The sequence below is a fragment of the Rothia kristinae genome, from assembly GCF_016028855.1.
Taxonomy (GTDB): Bacteria; Actinomycetota; Actinomycetes; order Actinomycetales; family Micrococcaceae; genus Rothia; species Rothia kristinae.
In genome coordinates this window covers 1,371,684-1,393,451 of record NZ_CP065738.1, presented here as the reverse complement: position 1 = coordinate 1,393,451, position 21,768 = coordinate 1,371,684, and the positions used below count along the sequence as shown (strand labels likewise).

Genomic DNA, 21,768 nt, shown 5'->3' with positions numbered 1-21,768 from the left:
GTGCGGGCTCGAGGCCGGGCATCAGAAGGTCGCCCCGCCGTCGACCACCACGTCCTGCAGGCTCACGTGCCGGGCCCGCTCGGAGACGAGGAAGCGGGCCACCTCGGCGATATCCGCGGGCTCGGCGATGCGGCCCAGGGGGATGCCGAGGCGGAAGTCCTCGGGACTGCCGGCCACGGGCACGGCGCTGCGGTCCTCGCCGTCCCAGCCGGAGGTGACCATGGGGGTGCGGGTGGTGCCGGGGCTGACCGCGTTGCAGCGGATGCCGTGGCGGGCCAGCTGCAGGCCGAAGCTGCGGGTCACCGACGTCGCGGCGGCCTTGGAGGCCCCGTAGGCCCCGAACTCGGTGCGCGGCACGCGCCCGGCGTTGGAGCTGATGGTCACGATCCCGCGTCGGTTGCCCGGGTCCTGCGCACGCTGCCGGATCATCAGGCCCGCGCTCTCACGCAGCACGAGGAACACCGCCCGGGCGTTGACGGCCAGGATCTCGTCCCACTCCCGCACGGAGGTCTCCAGCAGCGGGGCGGCGTGCACGATGCCGGCGGCGTGGACCGCCCCGGTCAGCTGCTGCCCGGACTCCTCGATCCCGCGCAGCAGGTCAACGACGTCGCGCTCGGCGGAGACGTCCAGGACGGCCGGGGTGATGCGCTCGGGGTCGGACCAGCCCTGCGGATCCGGCATGACCCGGTCCGCGGCCCACACGTGGTGCCCGTCCTCGGCCAGCAGCCTGACCACCTGGCTGCCGATCCCGCCGGCGGCTCCGGTGACGAGGACCGCGCTCATCGGCTGACCCCCTGGCCCTGCTCATCTTGGGCATCCTGCCAGGAGGCCAGGATCTCGGCCGTGTCCTGCACGCGGGCGCAGCGGCCGGCGGCGTAGTCCAGGGCCCGCACGTGGTCCTCGCGGGTGAAGTCCGCGAGCGCGTCGGCGACGAGGAAGGCCTGGACGTCCAGCATGAAGGCGTCCAGGGCGGTGGCCAGGCACCCGATGTGCGCGTACACCCCGGTGATCGCCAGCTGGTCCCGGCCCCGGGCCAGCAGCTGCTCGCGCAGGGTCGAGCGCATGAACGCGGAGTAGCGCCACTTGGGCAGGACGATGTCCCCCTCGGCGGGGGCGAGCTCGTCGATGATCCGCGCCTGGGCGTCGGTGCTCAGCCCGGTCCCCCAGAAGTCGGTGAGCAGGGCCCGGTCGGCCAGGTCCTGCCGCGGCGGCTGAGCGGTGTAGACGATGGGGATCCCCGCCTTGCGGGCGGTCTCCAGCAGAGCGGCGATGCGGCCCACCGCCACGTCGATCTGCGCCGCGCCGACCGGGGCCGCCTCGCCCTGCGCCGAGCCCTCGCCGGCCTCGCCCTCCGCGCCGTCCTCCCCGCTCTGGAAGGCGTCGATGAAGTAGCTCTGCATGTCGTGGACCAGCAGGGCGCTGCGGGTGGGGTCCGCGGTCCAGTCGACGGCGGCGGCGGGCCGATCCTGCGGCAGGGTGTAGGCGGGGATGGTGGGTAGGGGCATGGGGCTCCTTCGTGTCTCGGGGCCCCGACGCGGAGCCCTCCCCAACGTAGTCACACCTAACTTCCTGGTCAATGCCGGGTCACCTGCGGCTGAGCAGGACCATGGTCTCGGCGTGATCGGTCTGCGGGAACATGTCGAACAGCCGCGCCCGCCGCACGCTCAGGGACGGCATCGCCGACAGGTCCCGGACCAGGCTCGGGGCGTGGCAGCTGGAGTAGATCACGGTGGGGATGCCGGACCCCTCGATCCAGGCGGCCAGCTCCGGCCCCAGGCCCCGGCGCGGCGGGTTGACCACCAGCGCCTCCGGGGCCCGGCGTCCGGCGCCCGCCGCGATGCCGGTGGCGATGCCCGTCGCGTCCCCCGCGGTGAAGCGCACCCGTTCCAGCCCGAGGTCCGCGGCCGTGGTCCGCGCCGCGGCGACCGCCTGCTCGCTGATCTCCAGGCCCAGCACCCGCGCCCCGGGAACCCGGCGCGCGGCGTGCAGGGCGAAGCCGCCGACGCCGCAGTACAGGTCCCAGAGGCCGCCCGCCCCGGAGTCGGCGAACCAGTCCGCGCCCTGGCGGTACAGCGCCGCGGCGATGTGCGAGTTGGTCTGGAAGAAGCCCTGGGGCCGCAGGGCCAGGGGGATGCCGTTCAGGCGCATCGGCAGGGTGGCCTGCTCGGTCAGGGTGATCTCCTCGGGGCCCTCCAGGATGGCCTGGTGCTCCCGCTGGATGTTCACGGAGACCACGCGAGCGGCGGGCAGCAGCTCCAGGATGCGGGGCAGGCCCCGCTTGAGGGGCACGAGGTGCTTCTTGGAGCGCAGGACGAAGCGCAGCAGCAGCTCACCGTCCGGGGAGATGGTCAGCAGCAGGTGCTTCAGCTCCCCGCGGCGGGCCGGGACGTCGTAGGGGGTCAGCCCGAACTCGCCGATGATCCGGCGCAGGGCGGGCATCGCGGCCAGCAGCTGCGGCGGGTACAGGCCGCAGCCGGTGAGATCGATGCCGTGTCCCTCCCGGTCCAGGATGCCCAGCAGCGGGCGCTCGACGGTGCCGCTGACGACCGTCTTGGCCTTGTTGCGGAACCCGGATTCCGGGCTGGGCACCGGCTCCAGCCACGCCTCGGGCCGGTGCGGGGCCAGCAGCTGCCGCAGCCGCTCCTGCTTGTCGGCCAGCTGCGCCGGATACGGCTCGTTCATGCGGGTGCAGGAGCGGCAGAGTCCGGCGTCGTAGTAGTCGCAGTGCATGGCGTGGTCGAGTCTACTGTCCACGTCAGGAACGCGGACGCGACCGGGCCCCGCCCGACCCCTCCCGCGTGGGGAGGGGACGAGCGGGGCCCGGAAGCGACGCGCGGTGCGCGGGTGGCTACATCATGCCGCCCATGCCGCCCATCCCGTCCATGCCGGCGGCGGCGTCGGCACCGGAGTTCTTCTCCGGCTTGTCCGCGACGACGGCCTCGGTGGTCAGGAACAGGCCCGCGATGGACGCGGCGTTCTGCAGGGCGGAGCGGGTGACCTTGACCGGGTCGTTGATGCCCGCGGCCATCAGGTCCTCGTACTCGCCGGTGGCGGCGTTGAGCCCGTGGCCGGGCTCCAGGTGGCGGACCTTGTCCGCGACCACGCCCGGCTCCAGCCCGGCGTTGGCGGCGATCTGCTTCAGCGGGGCGTCCACAGCGACCTTGACGATGTTCGCGCCGGTCTCCTCGTCCCCGGTAACCTTCAGGGTCTCGAAGGCCTTGACCCCGGCCTGGATCAGGGCGACGCCGCCGCCGGCGACGATGCCCTCCTCCACCGCGGCCTTGGCGTTGCGCACGGCGTCCTCGATGCGGTGCTTGCGCTCCTTCAGCTCGACCTCGGTGGCGGCACCGGCCTTGAGCACGGCCACGCCGCCGGCCAGCTTCGCCAGGCGCTCCTGCAGCTTCTCGCGGTCGTAGTCGGAGTCGGTGTTGGCGATCTCGGCGCGGATCTGGGAGACCCGGCCCTCGATCTGCTCCTGGGCGCCGGCACCGTCCACGATGGTGGTCTCGTCCTTGGTCACGACGACCTTGCGGGCCTGGCCGAGCTCGTTGAGGGTCGCGGTCTCCAGGGAGAGCCCGACCTCCTCGGTGATGACCTGGCCGCCGGTGAGGATCGCGATGTCGGCCAGCTGGGCCTTGCGGCGGTCGCCGAAGCCGGGGGCCTTCACAGCCACGGACTTGATGGACCCGCGCATCTTGTTCAGCACCAGCAGGGCCAGGGCCTCGCCCTCGACGTCCTCGGCGATGATCAGCAGCGGCTTGCCGGACTGCATGACCTTCTCCAGCACGGGGACGAGGTCCTTCACGTTGGAGATCTTGGAGTTGACGATGAGGATGTAGGGATCCTCGAGCACGGCCTCCTGGCGGTCCGCGTCGGTGACGAAGTAGCCGGAGAGGAAGCCCTTGTCGAAGCGCATGCCCTCGGTCAGCTCCAGCTCGAGGCCGAAGGTGTTGGACTCCTCGACGGTGATGACGCCTTCCTTGCCGACCTTCTCCATCGCCTGGGCGATGAGCTTGCCGATCTCGGGGTCACCGGCGGAGATGGAGGCGGTCGCGGCGATCTGCTCCTCGGTCTCGATCTCCTTGGCGGAGCCCAGCAGCTCGGCGGTCACGGCCTCCACGGCCTTCTCGATGCCGCGCTTCAGGGACAGCGGGTCGGCACCGGCGGCCACGTTGCGCAGGCCCTCGCGCACCAGGGCCTGGGCGAGGACGGTCGCGGTGGTGGTGCCGTCGCCGGCGATGTCGTCGGTCTTCTTGGCGACCTCCTTGACCAGCTCGGCGCCGATCTTCTCGTAGGCGTCCTCGAGCTCGATCTCCTTGGCGATGGACACGCCGTCGTTGGTGATCGTGGGAGCGCCCCACTTCTTCTCGAGCACGACGTTGCGCCCGCGCGGCCCCAGGGTGACCTTGACGGCGTCCGCCAGGGTGTTCAGGCCCTTCTCGAGCCCGCGGCGAGCCTCTTCATCGAAAGCAATCAGTTTGGCCATGTCGGCGTGCGTCCCTCCTGGACGATGGTTCGGGGAGTTCCTCCACCGCGGCGCCCGCGACGGCCGCGCCCGTGATCGGGTCCGGCGCTTCCGCGCCGTGCCCCGCCCCGAGCGCTCACCGCGGTGAGGGAGGTGTCCGCATCCCCTCCGGCGCCGATCACGACGTCGCCTCGCCTCGGTCGGCGAGCGCCGCGACTTAGCAGTCGGACGGGATGAGTGCTAACCCCAATCTTGGCACTCGCCCCCGGAGAGTGCAAACGTCTCGCCGCCGGACTCCGCCCTGGGCGGACGCCGCGGCGACACCCCCCCGACAGGCGGTCCCGCAGAGGCCCGCGGGCCGACTCAGCCGTGGGTCAGCACGACGGTGACCTGTGCGCTCCACTCCTCGGAGGCGCGCACCGTGGAGAGGCCCAGGTCCAGGGCGACCCGACGGGCCTGCGCCTCGGCCCCGCTGCGGTAGTAGACGGTGCCCTCCTGCACGGCGGGTCCGCTCCAGTTGCCGACCTCGCTGACGGTCCAGCCCTGCGCGGTCAGGGTCTGGGCCGCGACACCGGCGGCCCCGGCGTCCTGCCCGCTGTTGTACACCCCGACCGTGATCTCCGGATCCGCGGAGGGATCCGCGCTGGCCTGCGCCGAGGCGCCGGCCTGCTCGGTCGCGGAGGACCCGGAGGAGGCGGTGGCGCTGGCCGAGGCCACCGGTTCGCTCTGGGTTGATTCGCTCTGGGCCTCGGGCGCCGCGGAGCGCGGCTGGTAGATGAACGTCAGGGCCCCGAGCACCAGGGCCAGGGCTCCGGCGAGGATCACCGCGCCGGTGGTGCGCCGGGAGACCGCCTTGGCGGGCGCGGCGGCGCGATACACCCCTCGGTGCGCGGAGTCGGCCGGCACCTCGTCGAAATCGTCGGGGGCGTACTCCTCGGTCTCGGCCATGCTGTCCTCACGCTGATCGGGTCGGGGCTGGGCACCGCACGGGGAGGCGATGCGGCTCATGGAGCCAGGGTACCGCCCGGATCCCGCTGCTCCCTCAATCGCCGGGTCAGGGCCGGTTCGGCGGCGATGGCCCGGGGGTCGTCCAGCAGGGCGTTGAGCCGCAGGTGGTACTCGACCGCGCCCATGCCCAGCTCGCGGCGGATGGCCCGCTCCTTAGAGCCGGGACGGCGCCAGGTGCGCTTCTCCAAGGCCAGCACGGCGCGTTCGGTCTCGGTCAGGGGCTGCACGGTGAGCCAGTCTAGTCGCGCCGCCCGGTAGCCTGGTGGGGTGCGCGGCGGCCGTCCGCGCCGCCGCTGTCCGACGTCTCCATCCGCAGGAGGACCATGCCCCCCCAGCCGCTGACCGAGATCATGGCCGAGGACTGGGCGCGGGCCCTGGCCCCGGTGGAGGAGCGCATCCGCGCCATGGGTGACTTCCTGCGCACGGAGCACGCCCAGGGGCACCGCACGCTGCCGCCGTCCCAGGACGTGTTCCGCGCCTTCCGGGAGCCGATGGCGGCGGTGCGGGTGCTGATCATCGGGCAGGACCCGTACCCGACGCCCGGGCACGCGATGGGCCTGTCCTTCTCGGTGCGTCCCGAGGTGCGTCCCCTGCCCCGCTCCCTGGTGAACATCTACCGGGAGCTCGGCGAGGACCTGGGGCTGCCCGCACCGCGGCACGGGGACCTGTCGGCCTGGTCCCGCCAGGGCGTCATGCTGATGAACCGGTGCCTGTCCGTGCGCGCCGGGGACGCCGGCTCGCACCGGAACCGAGGCTGGGAGGAGATCACAGACTGCGCGATCCGGGCCCTGGGTTCTCGCGACACCCCGCTGGTGGCGATCCTGTGGGGTCGGGATGCCCGCAGCGCCGGGGCGCAGCTGGGGCCGCAGGTGCCGAAGATCGAATCCGTGCACCCCTCCCCGCTGTCCGCCTCCCGCGGCTTCTTCGGGTCCCGGCCCTTCAGCCGAGCCAACGAGGCCCTGCAGAAGCAGGGCGCGCAGCCGGTGGACTGGCGCCTGCCGGGCTGACCCGCCCCCCGTCGTCGCGGGCTCTCCCCGTCACTGCCATCAGTCGCGGGGAGGGGCGGGCTCAGGTCGTCGCGGGTCTCTCCCGGCGCATGAACGGGCGCATGAGGTAGTTGCCCAGCACGACGGCCGCAGCCAGCGAGAGGATGGTCGCCCCGGCGTTGATGATCGGCACGAGACCCTGCACCGGGTCCACATCCACCGTGAACATGTACATGCCGCGGAAGATGGACAGACCCGGCAGCAGGAACGTCACCCCGGGCACCGCGATGACCACCTGCGGGATCGTCCACCGATCCGCGATCCACGCGGAGACGCAGCCCACCCCCACCGCACCGATCATCGAGATCATGCGCGGGCCCATCCCCAGGGAGGACACGGCGTAGTAGGCCGCCAGACCCGCCGCACCGCTGAGCACGCCCGGGACGATGTGCCGGACCCTCACCTGCAGGGACACCGCGATCATCGCCGTGGCGGCCAGCATGAAGGACACGTGCACGGCCGGCTGGGCGCCGGTGAACACGGCCTGCTGCACGTCGATCTTCTGCGATCCGAAGAACAGGGACGTGGTCGAGATCGCCAGCGCCAGGCCCGCGATCAGGCCCAGGAAGGTCAGCCCCGTGGACACCAGTCGGCCCGCGGCCGTCACCGGGAACCCGTTGATCGCGTCCTGGACCATGGAGACCAGACTCAGGGTGGGCAGCAGCATGATCAGCCCGGAGGCGACGACGTGCGCCGGGGAGACGTCCAGCCCCAGACCGGAGGCTGTCAGCGCGGCCGCCGTGATCATCGCCGCATCCACCACGGAGATGAAGAACCCGGGGATGCCGCGGCGGGAGATCCAGCCCGAGACGATGAAGATCACGCCGAACGTCGCCGAGGCCAAGGTGGCCCCCCGCCACGTGCCGCCGATGCCGATGGTCAGGAAGAACGCCGCGAGGATGTTCGCGGCCGTCGTCATCCAGCGGGGGAAGGGCTTGGGCTCGGACATGATCCTGTCCAGGCGCCGCTCCGCCTCCGCGCGGGAGAGCCCGCCTTCGGTGATGGTCTTGACCAGCCGGTGCGTGTCGGTCAGCCCGGAGTAGTTGTCCGACCACGAGCGCACCACCCGCACCACGGTGTGGCTGAACGTGCCCTCAGCGTCGTCCTGGGCGACGCTGCTCAGGCGCCCCGAACCGGCCACGTAGTTGATGGTCACGGACTGGTTGGTGATGTCCACGTCCACGTCCTCGACGCCGTAGGTGGCGCAGGTCGCGGCGATCGCGGTCTCCACCTCGAGGGAGCCGGCGCCGAAGTGGAACATGGCCTCGGCCAGGCGCAGCGCGAAGTTCAGGGTCCGGCGGGCCTCGGAGTGCTCCCGATTGCGCCGCGGATTGGCGAAGGGGGTGTTGGCCAGGCGCTGCACGATGCGCATGGGCGCCGTCGGGAGGCTCTCGGACCGGATCATGCGCCGCAGCCCGCTGGCCAGGGAGCGGGGGGCGGGGCGCTTGACGGGCAGCGCGGTGGCAGAGGGGTAGCTGGCCTGGGCGACCGCGCCCATCGGCGGGGTGCCCGCATCCGGCGTTCCCGGACTCCGGACGCCGGCGGCCGGGGAGCCGGTGGGCTGGGGGACCCCCGCGGACTGGGTCCCGGTGGCGCCCAGCGGCGTCGAGGTCTGGTCCGGGCCCAGAGGCTGGGAGTCGCTGTAGAGGTCCCGCGGCACGTCCCGGGCGGCGCTGAGCATGCCGCCGACACCGGGCCCGCCCGCGGAGCCGGCGGTGTCCGCCCCCGGTCCAGGGCCGATCGGTCCGGTGCCCGCGTGCCCCTCTCCGAGAGCATCCGAGGCCGCGTCCGGCCCGGAGACCGTCCCCTGCTCACCGGACTCCGGGGCCAGCCCCCAGATGTCGGCCAGCGACTGATCGCGGACCTGGGAGCGGTGGATGTGCGGGAAGCCCTGGGCCGGGTCCGTGCCGGACTGCGCCCCCGGCACGGACGACGGCGCCGTCTGCGTCGCGGGAGCCGCGGGAGCGGGGTCGGTGTCCGCGGCGGAGAAGGGATCGGCGAGGTCCTGAGCGTCGGCATCCGGGCCGAAGGGGTCCACGGGAGCCGCGGTCTCCTCCTCCGGCAGCCCGGAGGAGGGGTACGCGCCCTTCGGCGGCGTCCCGTCGTCCTGCACCTCGCGCATCCTCTCTCCTTCTCCGCGCACGCTCGGCTCCACCCCGCACTCACGTCTCCCGGGGTCCCCCGGAAGCGGGGATCAGTAGAAGGGCTGCTGGGTGCGCCGCCACCAGATCTGGCGCATGACCTTCTCCACGATGCGCACCCACAGCCGGTACTGGACCGGGCGCAGCACCTGGTCCCACACGCCCACGTAGTCGATGACGGACTTGGTGAAGCTGGTCTTGAACAGGCCCAGACCGTAGTAGTGGTGCTCCTTGTTCTTCAGCTGGTCCTTCGGCGGGGTCCCGCAGAAGTCGTACTGCTCGATGCCGTAGTCCTTCATCAGGTCGGTCAGCGCCCGCCACTGCACCAGATGGGAGTCCCCGTACTGCTTGCGGCGGGGCTTGGAGCCGCCGTCCTTGTAGGTTCCCTTGCGGCCGTAGCGGATCACGTACGCGCCGACGGAGGGCTGGCCGTCCTCGTAGGTGAAGTACAGCCGGCCCTGGCCGGCCGCGGCGAAGGTCGTCCAGAACTGGCGGTAGTACTCGTAGGAGCGCAGGTTCACGTTCGCGTGCCCCTGCCCGACGGTGTCCATGAGGGCGTACATCGCCTTCATGTTCTCCTCGGTCAACTCCACCTGCTCCACCTCGGCGCCCTCGCGGATCGCCCGGCGCACGGCGTTGCGCCCGCGGGAGTGCAGGGACTTCAGCACGGCCTCCTCGTCCTTGTCCGTGTCCAGCACGGCCGTGGAGTCGTTGGGCTGGATGTTGAACTGCTTGACCAGACCGGCCCGGTGCAGGAAGGCCGCCCGCTCCGGGGAGTCCAGGATGTCCGGCTCGATCTTGATCGCGAAGACGTCCAGGCCCTCGCGGCGCACGAACTCGCGGTTGGCGTCCAGGATCGCGGGGATGTCCCGCACGTCGGCCACGTCCGGGCCCTTGATCATGTACCAGAGCCGTCCCAGCAGGGGCACCCGCTTCTCCAGCACGAGGTTGTAGCTGGCCACGGTCTGCTCGACGGCGCCGCCGTCGGCCCCGGGGCGCTCGGTGGTGCCTTCATAGACCAGGTGCACGGGCTTCCATCCGTGCCGGGCCTTGACGGCGGCGAAGGAGGCCGACTGCAGCAGGTTGCCGCCGTTCGGGTTCTCGGTGACGTGCTCGTCCCAGGAGTCGATCTCCTCGGCGGTGGCGAAGCGGGCGGTGAAGTGTCTCAAGGAGTCCTCGGTATCCACGGGTGGCGGGCGGCTCGACGGCGGTGCAGGCCGGTCGGCGCCCTGGGTCTTCGGTGTCCCAGTCTACGGGGGCGCCCGAGGCCGGTGCGCGCACCCCTCGGGGCGTGCGCGGGAGTCGACCCGGGCGCGGCAGAGGCCCGGGGCGCGCCACCTACGAGGGGTGCGTCCCGGGCCTCTGGGGTGCGCCGGTGGGTTACTCGGCGTCGTGGTCCGTCTCGAGGATCTTCACGAGGCTGTCCAGGGCCTCGTCGGCGCCCTCGCCCTCGGCGCGCAGCACGACCTTGTCGCCGTGCTTGGCGCCCAGGGACATCAGGGACAGGATCGACGAGGCGTCCATGGCCTCATCGGCCGGCTCGCCCTCGGCGGCGATGGTGACCTCGACGGGCAGGTCACCGGCGGCCTCGGCGAAGATCGCGGCGGGGCGGGCGTGCAGGCCCACGCGGGAGGCGACGGTAGCGGTACGTTCTGCCATGGTTTCTCTCCTTGGATCGATCAGGAATCGACGGTTGCTCGCGGACCCGCCACGGCGGGTGCGCGATGTGTCACGGACCTACAGTCCGAGCTCATCGAGGACGGGCAGCTCGGCACGCGCCACGTCCTTGGCGTTCTCCGCGGACCGCGCATCCAGCACCTGGACCGCGATCTGCTGGGCTTTCTCCAGCGTAACGGATTTCAGCACGGCGGCGACGGCGGGGATCGAGCGGGTGTTCATGGACAGGGCGTTCACGCCCAAGCCCACCAGCACCACCGCGAGCGCCGGATCCGCGGCGGCCTCGCCGCACACGGACACGCTCTTGGCCTTCCCGGTCTCCTCCTCGGCCTGGCGAGCGCCGCGCACGGTCAGATCGATCATGCGCAGCACGCCGGGCTGCCACGGATTGTTCAGCTCGGCCAGGGGCCCGAGCAGCCGGTCCGCGGCCATCGTGTACTGGGTGAGGTCGTTGGTGCCCATGGACACGAAGTCCACCTCGTGGAGGATGTCCCGGGAGGTCACCGCGGCCGAGGGGGTCTCGACCATGACGCCGTGGGTCTTCAGCCCGGCCTCCTCAAGCATCGCCGAGAAGTCGTGGGCCTCAGGGGCCGTGGAGATCATCGGGGCCATGACCCACACGTCGGCGGTGGCGCCCTTCGCGGCGGCGGCGATCGCCTCGATCTGGCGCTGCAGCACCCCCGGGGAGGTCCAGTCGGTGCGGTACCCGCGCACGCCCAGCGCCGGGTTGGGCTCGGAGGTGTCGGTCAGGAACGGCAGCGGCTTGTCGGCCCCGGCGTCCAGGGTGCGCACCACGATGTGGCGGCCGGGGAAGGCGTCGAAGACGGCCTTGTACTCGACGGTCTGCTCCTCCACGGAGGGCTCCTCGTCCCGGTTCAGGAATGCGAACTCGGTGCGGAACAGCCCGATGCCCTCGGCCTTGGCCTCGGCCGCGGTCTGGGCGGCCTTGCCGTTGCCGACGTTGGAGTACAGGGGGATCTGGGTGCCGTCGGCCAGCTTCCCGGTGCCGTCGAACTCCGGCAGCGGCTTGCGGTTGGCGTAGGCCTGGGCGAGCCGGTGCTCCTTCTCCCCAGGGGTGGTCACCACGGTGCCGTCGGTGGCGTCCACGTACACGGTGGTGCCGTTGGGGATCTCCAGGGCGCCGTTGGTCGCCACGATCGCGGGCAGACCGAGGTCGCGGGCGAGGATCGCGGTGTGCGCCTGGGGCCCGCCCTCGGAGGTGACCAGGGCGATGACCTTGGCCGGGTCCAGCGTCGCGGTGTCCGCGGGGGCGAGGTCCTCGGCCACGAGCACGAACTCGGTCTCGGACTCGGGGATGCCCGGGGCGGGCTGGCCGGTCAGCTGGGCGACGATGCGCGAGCGCACGTCCAGGATGTCGGTGACACGCTGGGCCATGTATCCGCCGAGGGCCTTCATCTGGGCGGCGTAGTCTCCGGCGGCCTCCCAGATGGCCCGCTCGGGGCTGAGCCCCTTGCCGGTCACGAGCTTGCCCGCGTTCTTCAGCAGCGCCTTGTCCCCGGCCATCAGGGCGGTGGACTTCAGCACGGCCGCGGCGTTGCCGCTGGCGCGTCCGGCGCGTTCCTTGAGGTTCTCCTTGACGGCCTCGGCGGCCTCCTTGAGCCGCTCGACGGCGGCTTCGGGGCTCTCCCCTTCGGTCAGGGTGCTCGCGGCATCCGGCTCGCGGATGGGTTCCGGCATCTGCAGCACGGGTCCGATGACGCGTCCTGCGGAGACGCCGACTCCGGTCAGCTTATCCATGATTCCTCAGTCCTTCGGTGTTGTCGGTGGCGTCGTCGAGGTCTTCGGCGATCTCTGGGATGTCGCTCACACTAGGCGACCTGGGCTGCCTTGGCCTTCTCGGCCCCGGTCCGGGTGTTCCCGATCCGCTTGAGCAGCAGGTACATCGCGGCGGTGATGAGCATCCCCACGATCACCGCGACCAGGTACATGCCGGGGTTGGACACGACGGGCAGGATCCAGATGCCGCCGTGCGGGGCCTGGGAGGCCACCCCGGTGGACATGCAGATCGCGCCGGTCACGGCCGATCCCACGATCGAGGAGGGGATCACGCGCAGCGGGTCCGCCGCGGCGAAGGGGATGGCCCCCTCGGAGATGAAGGAGGCGCCCAGCAGCCAGGCGGCCCGGCCGTTGTTGATCTCCGCCTCGGTGAAGTACTTCTTGCGCAGGGTGGTCGCCAGGGCCATGCCCAGCGGGGTGGCCATGCCAGCGGCGATGACCGCGCCCATGATCTCCTGGGAGACCAGGGTCCCGGCGGACAGTCCGGCGGTGGCGAACAGGTAGGCCGTCTTGTTGATCGGCCCGCCCAGGTCCGCGCCCATCATGGCGCCGAGGATCAGCCCGAGCACCAGGGCCGAGGCCCCGGACATGGAGACCAGGAAGTCGTTCAGGGCGGTCATGACCCAGGCGATGGGCCGACCCAGCACCAGGAACATCAGCCCGGAGGAGACGATGGTCGCCACCAGCGGGATGATGACCACGGGCATCATCCCGGCCAGCCAGCGCGGCAGCTTGGGCTGCTGCAGGGCGTAGGCCACGACGCCGGCCAGCAGGCCGCCGACGATCCCGCCGAGGAAGCCCGCGCCCACCATGTTGGCCACCAGGCCGGCCGCGAAGCCGGGGGCGATGCCGGGGCGCCCGGCCATGCCGTAGCCGATGAACCCGGCCAGAGCCGGCACGAGCAGGCCGATCGCCTGCTGCCCGATCACGAAGATCACGGCGGCCAGGTACATCCACAGCCCGTGCTCGCCCGGGTTGAACAGGGTCGCCCCGCCGTCGGTCAGCGCCCCGTCCTGGATCCCGAGGATGCTGGGGGCGAGGTCCGCGACCTCGGACTTGTGCCCGACGATCGAGGACATCAGGAAGGCCAGGGCGATCATCAGGCCGCCGGCCGCGACGAACGGGATCATGTAGGACACGCCGGTCATCAGCGACTTGTAGATCCGTGAGCCCCAGGAGGCGTCGGCCCCGGAGGAGGACGAGGATCCCTCTTCCCGGGAGCCGGCTACGCGGCGGGCGTTCGGGTCCTTCGCGGCGGCCTCGGCTTCCTCGATCATGGCGACCGGCTCGTCGATGCCCCGCTTCACGGGGGATTCGACGACGGGCTTGCCGGCGAAGCGCGCGCGATCGCGCACGTCCACGGAGACGGCGAAGATCACGGCGTCCGCGGCGTCGATGGTGGCCTGGTCCAGGACCTCGTTGCCGGCCGAGCCCTGGGTCTCCACGTCCAGCTGCACGCCCATCTCCTCGGCGGCCTGCTTCAGCGCGTCGGCGGCCATGTAGGTGTGGGCGATGCCGGTGGGGCAGGCGGTCACGGCCACCAGCCGCGCCCGGTGCTCCGCATCGGCGGCGTCGGCACCCGACGAGGCGGCCGCAGCCCCGGCGGCGGAGGCCCCCGCGGTGGCCGAGGCCTGCTGCGCGGCGGCGTCCTGGGTCGGCTGCTGCGCTGCGGCGTCGTCCAGGCCGAGGGCCCGGTTGACGATCTCCACGATCTGCTCGGGGGTCTCGGCCTCGCGCAGGGCGGCCTTGAAGTCCTTCTTCATCAGGGATCGGGCGAGGGTGGACAGCAGCTTCAGGTGCTCCTGGTCCGCACCTTCGGGGGCGGCGATGAGGAAGATCAGGTCGGCGGGGCCGTCCTTGGCGCCGAAGTCCACGGCCGGGTTGGGCCGGGCCATGGCCAGGGAGGCGCGGGTGACGTGGGCGGAGCGGCAGTGCGGGATCGCGATGCCGCCGGGGATGCCGGTGTCGGTCTTGGACTCGCGGGCCTTCGCATCGGCGAACAGCCCGTCGGCGTCGTCGGCGCGCCCGTCGGCGGCGACCCGCCGGGTCAGCTCGCGGATGACGTCGAGGCGGTCCGAGCCGAGGTCCTGGTCGAGACTGACCAGGACGGGGGCGATCATGCCCGCGGGGGCCTGGGCCGGACGGGTGGGGCTCGCCGGGGCCGCGGCGGCGGCCGCGGGGCGCCCGGGGGCGTCCAGGGCGCCCTGCACCAGGTCCACGATCTCCTCGCGGGACGAGGCGGCGCGCAGGGCGGCGGTGAAGTCCTTCTTCATCAGCGAGCGGGCCAGGGTCGAGAGCAGCTTCAGGTGCTCCTGGTCGGCCCCGTCCGGGGCGGCGATGAAGAAGACGAGGTCCGCGGGGCCGTCCTTGGCCCCGAAGTCCCGACCCTCGGGCAGGCGCGCGACGGCCAGGGAGGCCTCGGTCACGGCCGCGGAGCGGCAGTGCGGGATCGCGATGCCGCCGGGGATGCCGGTGTCGGTCTTGGACTCGCGGGCCTTCGCGTCGGCGTAGAGGTCCTGGGCTGAAGTGGCCCGTCCGGCCTCGGCGACGAGGCCTGCGAGGTGCCGGATGACGTCGAAGCGGTCATCGCCCAGCGTCTCGTCGAGGCTGACGAGATCCGCGGTGATCAGAGCTGGCATGAGCTCCTCCTTGGTGACGTGGTGGTGACGACGGCGAGCGGTGCGCACGCGATCGAAGGGGTGGGGCCGTCCGGACTCACGAGCTGAGTTCCGTCACGGTGACGGCCTCCGGGGTGGTCTCCTCCAGGGTCGGCACCTGGGTGCCGGGCAGGGAGGCGGCGGCGGAGCCGTGGGCAACGGCCTGCACGAGGCATTCGCGGGGGGTGCGTCCGGCCTCGTGGGCCAGGAGGTACCCGGCCAGCGAGCAGTCGCCGGCCCCCACCGTGCTGCGGGCGCGGATCGGGGCGTGCTGGGCGTGCCAGGCGCCGTCCGCGGTGACCAGCACCGCGCCCTTGGCGCCCAGGGTGGCCAGCACAGCCTCGACCCCCCGGTCCACGAGCTCGCGGGCGGTGTCCGCGGTGGCCTGCGGGTGCGCCTCCAGCTGCTCCCACTCCCCCGGGCGGCCCACCAGCTCGGCCAGCTCCTCGGAGTTGGGCTTGATGAGGTTGGGCAGGCCGTCCTGGCCGTTGAGGGTGTCGCGCAGCGCGGCCCCGGAGGTGTCCACCGCGATGCGCGGGGCCTGATCGCCCAGGGACTCGCGCACGGCGCGGGAGACGACGGCGTAGTAGTCGCTGGGCACCCCGGGCGGCAGGGAGCCGGCCATGACCAGCCAGCTGCTGCCCTGGGCCTCGCGGATCAGCAGCCGCGTCAGCTCGCGCTGGGCGAGGTCGTCCACGGGCTCACCGGGGGCGTTGATCTTGGTGGTGGTGCCGTCCGGCTCGGCCACGGTCACGTTGGTGCGGATGGGCGCTCCGGTGGCCAGGTTGGAGTAGCGGACCTGGGCGGCGGTCAGCGCCTCCAGCACGGGGTCCCCGTCGTCCCCGGGCAGCACGGCGACGGTGCGCACGCCGGAGACGCTCAGGGCGCGGGCGATGTTCACCCCCTTGCCGCCGGGGTCGGCGACGGAGCGGCTGGCGCGGATGACGGTCCCGCGCGCCAGGGGCGCGGGGATCTCCACCGTGCGATCCAGGCTCGGATTGGCGGTCAGGGTCACGATCATGCGATGAGCACCTCTACGTTGGCTTGTTCCAGGGACTCGGCCAGGGAGCCCTCCGGCGCCCGGTCGGTGATGATGGCGTCCAGATCCTCCAGGCCAGCGAAGCGTACCAGGGACTCCTGGCCGAACTTCGCAGAATCGCACAGCAGAACCACGCGGCGGGCGGAGCGGACGATGGCGGTCTTCACGATCGCCTCGTTGAGCCCCGGGGTGGACAGTCCGAACTCCTCGTCCAGCCCGTTGACTCCGATCAGGGCGATGTCGGGGCGGATGCTGGCGAAGTGCTCGGCGGGGCGCGATCCCACCGCGGCCCAGGTCATCTTGCGCAGCTGCCCGCCGACCAGGTCGATGACGACGCCGCTGGCCTCGGCGAGCTTGACGGCGATGTGCAGGGCGTGGGTGATGATGATCCGGTCTGCACCGTTCTTCAGGGTGAAGTCCGAGGAGGCGATGAGGTCCGCGAGGATCTCGGTGGTGGATCCGGCGTCCAGGACGACGGCGCCGGCGTCGGATTCCCGCAGCAGCTGGTAGGCCCGGGCGGCGATGCGCTGCTTCTCCGGGGTGTTCATGGACTGGCGGGAGCCGATGCTGGATTCCACGGAGGTGGACTGCTCGGCCGTGACCGCCCCGCCGTGGACCCGGCGCAGCTTCCCGTCCGCCTCGAGGGCGGCCAGATCCCGTCGCACCGTCTCCATGGTGACGTCGTAGCGCCGGGCGAGTTCAGCACCATTGACTCGCCGCGCGGTGGCGACCAGCTTGGCGATCTCCGCCCGTCGTTCCTCAGCGAACATGGTGAAACACTCCTTGACGGCGACGAACAGTGGGCTCGTCTGCGCTCCCTTGATTTTATGTGGTTTTGTTTGGCTTGGTCAACGAGGACGGACCCAACCGGTCACAAACGCACACTCGTGGAGGCGGGAAAGCGCGGAGCGGGCGGGGCCTGAGGTGAGAGGCCGCCGGGCCGTGCGGCGACTCAGGCCTCGCCGTCGTCCAGGGAGGAGGGATCCCAGGCGAACAGCCCCTCCAGATCCACCTCCAGCGGCTCGGCGTTGGGCACGGTGGCCCGCCAGTCCCCCGGGGTGGTGGCCAGCAGCACCCGGCGGATCAGGGTGCCGTGACTGACGGCCAGGATCCGCTCTCCGGGGTGGGCCCGCACCAGCTCGCGGCAGGCGGCCACTCCGCGGCGGTAGACCTCGGCCTCGGCCTCCACGTCCTCGTAGAGGTCCTGCGGGTGACGCGAGTCCTCATAATCCAGCACCTGGCCCTCCGCGGTGCCGTAGTGGCGTTCGATGATCCCGGGCACGGTCTGCGCCACAGGGAGCCCCACCTGCTCCCCGATGATCTCGGCGGTCTCCCGGGCCCGGCCCAGCGGGGAGCAGACCAGCAGGTCCCAGCTCTCGGCAAGCTCCGCGATCCGCCGCCCGGCCTCCCGGGCCTGAGCCCGCCCGGTGTCGTTCAGGGGGATGTCGGAGGTGCCCTGCATCCGGCCTGCGGCGTTCCAGTCCGTCTGTCCGTGGCGCACGAGCACCAGGCGCCCGGAGAGCAGGGACGGCTCGATCGGCTGGGAGGCTGCGCGGTGCTCGGCGGGGGCCACGGGGATCCTTTCGACGGGTGGGGCGGACAGCTTCCGATCCTACTGCCGATGCCCCCTCCCCGATCGCCGCACGCGGCGCAGACGCGCCGACCCGGTCAGGGATCACCTGACCGGGTCGGCGCGTGCGCGGAGCCCCCTGCCGGATTCGAACCGGCGACCCTCTGTTTACAAGACAGATGCTCTGGCCAGCTGAGCTAAGGAGGCGGGGACCCGCACCGCCGGCGGAGAGGTTCCGCGGGGCGGTTGCGGGTCTCCAGCAGGATACCCGGTGCCCCCGGGGCCGCCCAATCGCCGGGCGGCGCTCCGAGGGCGGACGGGTCAGGATTCCTTCTTGGCCTTGATCGCCTCATCCAGGGCCGAGGAGAAGTCCGTCGTCTGGGTCTCGGTGCTGTCCACGTAGACCGTGGGGGTGCCCTGGATGCCGTTCTCCTTGGACTCGGCGACGGTGACGTTGACCATCGGCCGGTAGTCCATCGAGTCCATCGCGCTCTTGATGTCCGCGCCGTACTTGGAGGCGATGTCCTCCAGCTCGGAGTTCTTCAGCCCGCCTTCGCCCTGGTGGGAGAACATCTCCTCCTGCCAGTCCAGGAACTTCTCCGTGCTCACCTGCTCGGCGACCGCGTAGGCGGCCACCGCGGCGCGGGAGGAGTACTCGGTGGTGGTCTCCGCGTCGAGGAAGTTCAGGTTGCGCACCTCCAGCTCGATCTCCCCGTCCAGGACCTTCTTCTTGATGTCCTCGCCGTAGGCCTTCTCGAACTCGGCGCAGTGGATGCAGTTGTAGTCCTGGAACATGGTCAGGCGCACCGGCTTGCCGTTCTTCTTCGCCTCCTCAGCCGTGGGCAGCCCCACGGGCAGGGTGGCGGACTGCCCGTCGGAGGCGGAGGCGGAGACCGTGGAGGTCTTCAGGTCGTTGACATCACGGGAGGCTTCGTCGGAGGAGTTCTTGACGATGCCGTCCTTGGTCAGCACGATCCCGCCGTACTGGTTGGCGCTGCTGGGCACGGCCCCGGCGTCGGGGATATCGGTGCTGCGCGTCTGGGTGTAGACGATGGCGATGACCGCGATGATGACGACGAGCACCGCGATCACGGCGGCTTGCAGCCAGCGTCGGTTGGCGCTGGCGGAGCGGGCCTGTCGGTCCGCGATCTGTCGGGCCCGCTCGCGCGCGTCGGAGGTGCGCTGCGTGGAGGAAGGGGACAAGGTGATGACTCGCTTTTCGTCGCAGGGTACGTCGATCGCAGGTCAGTCTAGCGGGGCCGTCTGGACGGGTCCTGGCCGCCGGGTCATCGTCGCCTGTCCGGGCGGGCTGCCCGGGTAGGATTGTGGTGCAGACCTCGAAGGAGAACCACATGTCCGATCCAGCAGCATCCACGACTGAGGGCACCGGGCGGGGGGCCTACGACTTCGTCGTCGTCGCCAACCGCCTGCCCGTCGACCGCGTCGTCGACGACGACGGCGCCGCGTCCTGGCGGCGCTCTCCCGGCGGGCTGGTCAGCGCCCTGGCCCCCGTCATGTCCACCCACGACGGCGCCTGGGTCGGCTGGCACGGCGCCGCCGATGAGCGCCTCGAGCCCTTCGACCACGACGTCTTCCATCTAGTGCCCGTGCCCCTGTCCGAGGACGAGGTGCGCCGCTACTACGAGGGCTTCTCGAATGCGACCATCTGGCCGCTGTACCACGACGTCATCGCGCCCCCGGAGTTCCACCGCACCTGGTGGGACACCTACCGGGAGGTGAACCGGCGCTTCGCCGAGGCCGCCGCGGCCAACGCCGCCGAGAACGCGACCGTGTGGGTGCAGGACTACCAGCTGCAGCTGGTGCCCGCGATGCTGCGGACCCTGCGCCCGGACCTGACCATCGGCTTCTTCGACCACATCCCCTTCCCGCCCCTGGAGATCTTCGCGCAGCTGCCCTGGCGCCGTCAGGTGCTCACCGGGCTGCTGGGCGCGGATCTGCTGGGCTTCCAGCGCCCGGGGGACGCCTCGAACTTCCGGCGCTGCTGCGAGAAGCTGCTGGGCATCCAGTTCGACGGCGAGAAGGCGGAGGTCTCCCAGCGCCCGCGCGACGAGGTGGATGAGGACTCCCCGTCGGAGCGCTACCGCCGCACCCATTCCACCGTGCTGCCGGGGGTGACCTCCCGGCGCCGGGCCAAGCGCGAGCTGAAGGACCGGAAGCTGTCCACGTGGGTCACCCGGGCGGCTTCCTACCCCATCTCCATCGACGTGGAGGCGGTCACCGAGATGGCCTCGCGTCCGGAGACCAAGCGCCGGGCCCGGCAGATTCGGGAGGAGCTGGGCAATCCGGAGACCGTGTACCTGGGGGTGGACCGGCTGGACTACACCAAGGGGATCCGGCACCGGCTGAAGGCCTACGGGGAGCTGCTCAACGACGGCGACCTCACCGTGGAGACCTCCGCGATGATCCAGGTGGCCAGCCCCTCCCGGGAGCGGGTGGAGTCCTACATCCAGCTGCGCGAGCAGATCGAGGGCACCGTGGGGCGGCTGAACGGCCAGTTCGACACCATGGCCCACACGGCTATCCGCTATCTGCACCACAGCTACCCCTTCCCCGAGATGGTGGCCCTGTACCTGGCCTCCGACGTCATGGTCGTCTCCTCGCTGCGCGACGGGATGAACCTCGTGGCCAAGGAGTACGCGGTGGCCCACACGGACAATCGGGGTGCCCTGGTGCTCTCGGAGTTCACGGGGGCCGCGGAGCAGCTGCCCAGCGCGATCACCATCAACCCGCACGACATCGACGGCTTCAAGGACGCCCTGCTGTATGCGCGGGACATGTCGGAGGAGGAGCGGCGGACTCGGATGCGTTCGATCCGCGAGCAGATCTTCGCCCACGACGTCGAGGACTGGTCGACCCGGTTCCTGGATGACCTGTCCCGGATCCGCTCCGAGGGTCTGGGCCCGGACCCGACGACGGACGAGCTGCCGACGGTGCCGCTTCCCGTGATGGACCGAGGCCACGGACCGTTCCCCAACCAGGCCATCGAGGAGGAGCTGCAGCGGGTGGCCGAGGCCGAGAATCTGCTGGTCGCCATGGACTTCGACGGGACCCTCGCCCCGTTCACCACCCGACCCGAGGACGCCCGGCCTCTGCCGCTGTCGCAGACCTCGCTGGAGGACCTGGCCCAGCAGCCGGACACCTATGTCGCGCTGATCTCGGGACGACCCATGAGCTTCCTGCGCGAGATTGCGGATCCGGAGCATCGGATGCTGCTGTCGGGTTCCCACGGCGGGGAGTTCGACGTCTCCGCTGCGGGACAGGAATCCCCCGCCCTGACCCTCGACGAGGATCAGCGACGCGTGCTGGAGGAGGCGACCGAGGCGATCCGTGAGCTGGTGAGTCGGTATCCGGGCTCGAATATCGAGTACAAGCCGGCCGGCGTCGTGTTCCACACCCGCCCGATGGAGGATCACGGACTGGCCCAGGCCGCGGAGGCCGAGGCGGTGCGGGTTCTCAAGGGCATCGAGGGCCTGCACCTCACGCCGGGGCAGCACGTCGTGGAGTCCTCCGTGCTGCAGGTGGACAAGGGCGATGCGATGCGCCTGTTCAAGGAGGCCACCGACGCCGACTGCGCGGTGTTCGCCGGGGATGACCTCACGGACGAGCATGCCCTGAGCGCTCTGGGCGCCGAGGACCTCGGGGTGAAGGTGGGCCGCGCCGAGTCGATCGCGCGGGTGCGGGTCACCGGACCGGAGGCCATGTCGCACATGCTGGCCCGTCTGGCTCACCTGCGCCGCAAGCACACCCGCGCCCTGCAGCAGGTGGAGGAGGCGACCAGCCGAGACTGACCGAGCCGAGTGACGGCGGGGGGGCATCCTCCCGCCCCTTTCCCACGGCTCGTTCCGGCGACGGGACCCCCGACGACGACGTCGCCGCCGGTGGTGGCCAGGGCCCACCGCCGGCCCCGGGGGTCGCTCAGCGACGGGCCAGACTGCCCCGCCCCACGCTGCGCGCCAGCTGGCACGCTGCCCCGGAGGGTCGGGAAGGGTCCTGGGCACGAAAAAAAGGGGGCCCCAACCGGGACCCCCACCACCCACAACCACGGACCCCGCCAAGCCCCGCACATCCCACGGGCACAAAAAAAGGGTGGGGGTCCCCGACCGGGGACCCCCACCACCATCAAAAAATGAATCTCGGCGGCGACCTACTCTCCCACACACCTACCGGGTGCAGTACCATCAGCGCTAAGAGCCTTAACTACCGGGTTCGGAAAGGGACCGGGTGTACCCCTCTTGCCATAACCACCGAGAAAAACACGGGCCAACCACCATCCAGGCACCCACCACCAACCCCACCCACCAGGGAAACACCCCCAAGGGTCACGGGTTCATGGTCAGCACCCCACAC

At 71.4% G+C, this 21,768-nt stretch carries 17 protein-coding genes, 1 tRNA gene and 1 rRNA gene; 2 read left to right on the top strand and 17 right to left on the bottom strand.

Annotated features, from left to right (window positions below; genetic code table 11):
* Positions 1-21: 21 nt before the first annotated feature.
* The 6 genes from I6G21_RS06145 to I6G21_RS06120 form a co-directional block, all read right to left on the bottom strand.
* Positions 22-783 carry an SDR family oxidoreductase gene (locus I6G21_RS06145; RefSeq protein ID WP_058730423.1) on the bottom strand — a complete coding sequence of 254 codons (762 nt, stop codon included), beginning with the start codon at positions 781-783 and terminating at the stop codon, positions 22-24.
* Positions 780-1,505, bottom strand: a complete 726-nt coding sequence (locus I6G21_RS06140; protein WP_058730424.1) for an isochorismatase family protein — start codon at positions 1,503-1,505, stop codon at positions 780-782. Before I6G21_RS06140 ends, I6G21_RS06145 begins: the two co-directional genes overlap by 4 nt.
* A gap of 79 nt (positions 1,506-1,584) precedes the next feature.
* Positions 1,585-2,730, bottom strand: coding sequence for a methyltransferase domain-containing protein (locus I6G21_RS06135; protein ID WP_129357890.1), 1,146 nt, complete (start codon positions 2,728-2,730; stop codon positions 1,585-1,587).
* Positions 2,731-2,848: 118 nt separating this feature from the next.
* A complete protein-coding gene (gene groL / locus I6G21_RS06130; protein WP_058730426.1) occupies positions 2,849-4,486 on the bottom strand; it encodes a chaperonin GroEL in 1,638 nt (545 codons plus the stop codon).
* Between the two features lie 342 nt (positions 4,487-4,828).
* Positions 4,829-5,473: a LytR C-terminal domain-containing protein gene (locus I6G21_RS06125; protein ID WP_129357804.1), complete on the bottom strand. Its 645-nt coding sequence runs from the start codon at positions 5,471-5,473 to the stop codon at positions 4,829-4,831.
* Positions 5,470-5,700, bottom strand: a complete 231-nt coding sequence (locus I6G21_RS06120; protein WP_055684413.1) for a DUF3263 domain-containing protein — start codon at positions 5,698-5,700, stop codon at positions 5,470-5,472. Before I6G21_RS06120 ends, I6G21_RS06125 begins: the two co-directional genes overlap by 4 nt.
* A 96-nt stretch (positions 5,701-5,796) precedes the next feature.
* Here I6G21_RS06120 and I6G21_RS06115 point away from each other — a divergent pair, with 96 nt between their 5' ends.
* On the top strand, positions 5,797-6,480 hold the full coding sequence (locus I6G21_RS06115; RefSeq protein WP_129357803.1) for a uracil-DNA glycosylase: 684 nt from the start codon (positions 5,797-5,799) through the stop codon (positions 6,478-6,480).
* A 61-nt stretch (positions 6,481-6,541) separates the two neighbouring features.
* Here the strand turns inward: I6G21_RS06115 and I6G21_RS06110 are convergent, their stop codons facing one another.
* From I6G21_RS06110 to I6G21_RS06060, 10 genes are all read right to left on the bottom strand, one after another.
* Positions 6,542-8,641: a threonine/serine exporter family protein gene (locus tag I6G21_RS06110; protein WP_129357802.1), complete on the bottom strand. Its 2,100-nt coding sequence runs from the start codon at positions 8,639-8,641 to the stop codon at positions 6,542-6,544.
* Between the two features lie 72 nt (positions 8,642-8,713).
* Positions 8,714-9,829 (bottom strand): lipid II:glycine glycyltransferase FemX, encoded by a 1,116-nt coding sequence (locus I6G21_RS06105; RefSeq protein ID WP_055684248.1) that lies wholly within the window; start codon positions 9,827-9,829, stop codon positions 8,714-8,716.
* 211 nt (positions 9,830-10,040) lie between these two features.
* Entirely contained in the window at positions 10,041-10,319 is a 279-nt protein-coding gene (locus I6G21_RS06100; protein ID WP_055684247.1) for an HPr family phosphocarrier protein, read from the bottom strand.
* A gap of 78 nt (positions 10,320-10,397) precedes the next feature.
* Complete coding sequence (ptsP, locus tag I6G21_RS06095) at positions 10,398-12,095, bottom strand: phosphoenolpyruvate--protein phosphotransferase (RefSeq protein WP_129357801.1); 1,698 nt, start codon at positions 12,093-12,095, stop codon at positions 10,398-10,400.
* A gap of 71 nt (positions 12,096-12,166) precedes the next feature.
* Positions 12,167-14,773, bottom strand: coding sequence for a PTS fructose transporter subunit IIABC (locus I6G21_RS06090; RefSeq protein ID WP_081046049.1), 2,607 nt, complete (start codon positions 14,771-14,773; stop codon positions 12,167-12,169).
* Between the two features lie 76 nt (positions 14,774-14,849).
* On the bottom strand, positions 14,850-15,812 hold the full coding sequence (locus tag I6G21_RS06080) for a 1-phosphofructokinase family hexose kinase (RefSeq protein ID WP_055684245.1): 963 nt from the start codon (positions 15,810-15,812) through the stop codon (positions 14,850-14,852).
* On the bottom strand, positions 15,809-16,600 hold the full coding sequence (locus I6G21_RS06075; protein ID WP_055684244.1) for a DeoR/GlpR family DNA-binding transcription regulator: 792 nt from the start codon (positions 16,598-16,600) through the stop codon (positions 15,809-15,811). Before I6G21_RS06075 ends, I6G21_RS06080 begins: the two co-directional genes overlap by 4 nt.
* A gap of 182 nt (positions 16,601-16,782) precedes the next feature.
* On the bottom strand, positions 16,783-17,403 hold the full coding sequence (locus I6G21_RS06070; RefSeq protein ID WP_055684243.1) for a histidine phosphatase family protein: 621 nt from the start codon (positions 17,401-17,403) through the stop codon (positions 16,783-16,785).
* Positions 17,404-17,533: 130 nt separating this feature from the next.
* A tRNA-Thr gene (locus tag I6G21_RS06065) sits at positions 17,534-17,607 on the bottom strand.
* A 114-nt stretch (positions 17,608-17,721) separates the two neighbouring features.
* The gene (locus I6G21_RS06060; protein WP_058730431.1) at positions 17,722-18,603 is read right to left on the bottom strand and encodes a DsbA family protein; all 882 of its coding nucleotides are present in this window, start codon (positions 18,601-18,603) and stop codon (positions 17,722-17,724) included.
* Positions 18,604-18,752: 149 nt separating this feature from the next.
* On the opposite strand from I6G21_RS06060, the gene otsB reads away from it, so the two are divergent.
* Positions 18,753-21,209: a trehalose-phosphatase gene (gene otsB / locus I6G21_RS06055; RefSeq protein ID WP_100465080.1), complete on the top strand. Its 2,457-nt coding sequence runs from the start codon at positions 18,753-18,755 to the stop codon at positions 21,207-21,209.
* Between the two features lie 343 nt (positions 21,210-21,552).
* On the opposite strand, the gene rrf is transcribed toward otsB, so the two are convergent.
* A 5S ribosomal RNA gene (gene rrf, locus I6G21_RS06050) occupies positions 21,553-21,670 on the bottom strand.
* Between the last annotated feature and the right edge of the window lie 98 nt (positions 21,671-21,768).